Source organism: Mycobacterium sp. ACS1612 (assembly GCF_001667505.1).
In the GTDB taxonomy this organism is placed as follows: Bacteria; Actinomycetota; Actinomycetes; order Mycobacteriales; family Mycobacteriaceae; genus Mycobacterium.
Map to the genome: position 1 here is coordinate 1 of NZ_LZHZ01000024.1, position 1,799 is coordinate 1,799.

At 65.1% G+C, this 1,799-nt stretch carries 1 protein-coding gene; it reads left to right on the forward strand.

The window, feature by feature from the left end; translation table 11 throughout:
* A partial coding sequence (locus tag A5724_RS09950; RefSeq protein WP_232004766.1) for a condensation domain-containing protein occupies window positions 1-1,799 on the forward strand: 1,799 nt, incomplete at both ends.

Here is a 1,799-nt window from a genome sequence, read left to right on the forward strand (position 1 = left end):
ACGGTGGTCGAGGAGATTTTGGCCGGTATCTATGCCGAGGTGTTGGGGCTGGACCGCGTCGGTGTGGACGAACCCTTTTTCCAGTTGGGCGGCGACAGCATTCTGTCGATGCAGGTGGTGGCGCGGGCAAGGGCGGCAGGGGTGCTGTGCCGACCGCGCGACGTCTTCGTCGAGCAGACCGTCTCCGGACTAGCCAGAGTCGCCAGGATCGCCGATGCCGACGACATGGTCGATGACGGCACGGGTGACGTGGTGGCGACTCCGATCATGCGGTGGTTGCAGGGCATCGACGGCCCGGTCGCGCAGTTCAACCAGACCGTGGTGTTGCAGGCGCCGGTGGGGGTGACTGGGGCGGATGTGGTTGTGTTGCTGCAGGCTTTGGTGGATCGGCACGGCATGCTTCGGTTGCGGGTGGGTGTGGATTGGTCGTTGTGTGTGCGTGGGCCGGGTTCGGTGGACGTCGCCGCCTGTGTGCGTTCGGTGGGTGTGTTGTCCGATGGGGATTTGGTGGCGGCGCGGTCGCGGTTGGATCCGGTTGCGGGGGTGATGCTCAGCGCGCTGTGGGTGGAATCGACGGGTCAACTGGTGGTGGTGGTCCATCACCTGGCTGTTGATGGTGTGTCCTGGCGAATTCTGCTGGAAGACTTGAATATCGCCTGGGCGCAACATCGCGGCGGGCAAGCGGTTGCGTTGCCGGGGTCGGGGACGTCGTTTCGGCGGTGGGCGGCGTTGTTGAGTGAGTATGCGCAGTCGGTGGCCGGCGTGGCGGAGGTGTGGCGAGAGGTTGTCGATGTAGCGCCAGTGTTGCCGGCGCTGGGTGCGGGGGTGGATACGTTTGCGTCGGCGGGGCGCGCGTCGGCGGTGTTGGATGTCGAGACGACGGGTTTGTTGTTGGGTGCGGTGCCTGCGGCGTTTCACGCTGGGGTGCAGGACATCTTGTTGATCGGGTTCGTGTTGGCGTGGGCGCAGTATCTTGGCGTCGACAGTCTGGGGGTTGATGTCGAGGGTCATGGCCGTGATGAGGAGATAGCGGCCGGGGTGGATTTGTCGCGCACGGTGGGGTGGTTCACCGCGAAGTATCCGGTGGCGTTGACGGTCGGGGCATTGGACTGGTCGCAGGTGGTGGCCGGTGGTGCCGTGGTGGGGGAGGTGGTCAAGGATCTCAAGGAGCAACTGCGCGCGCACCCGGACGGTTTGACCTATGGGCTGTTGCGCTACCTCAACCCGGACGTCGATCTACCCGACACCGAACCGGCCATCGGATTCAACTACCTCGGCCGCCTCGGCGCACACGCCGCTGACACTGGCTGGCGCATCGAATCCACCGGCGACAGCAGCGCCGGGTTGTCGACGCCGCTCTTCCACACCGTCGAGCTCAACGCCGCAACCGTCGACATCGACACCGGTCCTCAGTTGCACGCTGAATGGGTTTGGGCGTCATCGGTTTTCGACGACGAGCAGGTCGGGCGGGTCGGGCGGTTGTGGTTTGAGGCGTTGGCGGGCATCTGTGCGCATGTGCGTCACGGTGGGGGTGGCCTGACTCCGTCGGACATCGTCCCGGCCCGATTGACTCAGCAGCAGATCGACGACCTGCACCAGCAGTACGACATCGCCGACATCCTGCCGCTGACACCGATGCAACAGGGACTGCTCTTCCACGCCAGCACCGCCGGCAGCGATGACGACGTCTACGCGGTGCAACTCGACTTCGCCATCGAGGGTGCGCTTGATGTGCTGCGGCTTCGTGATGCGGTGCATGGGGTGGTGGGGCGGCATCCGAATCTGGTTGCGCGGTTCTG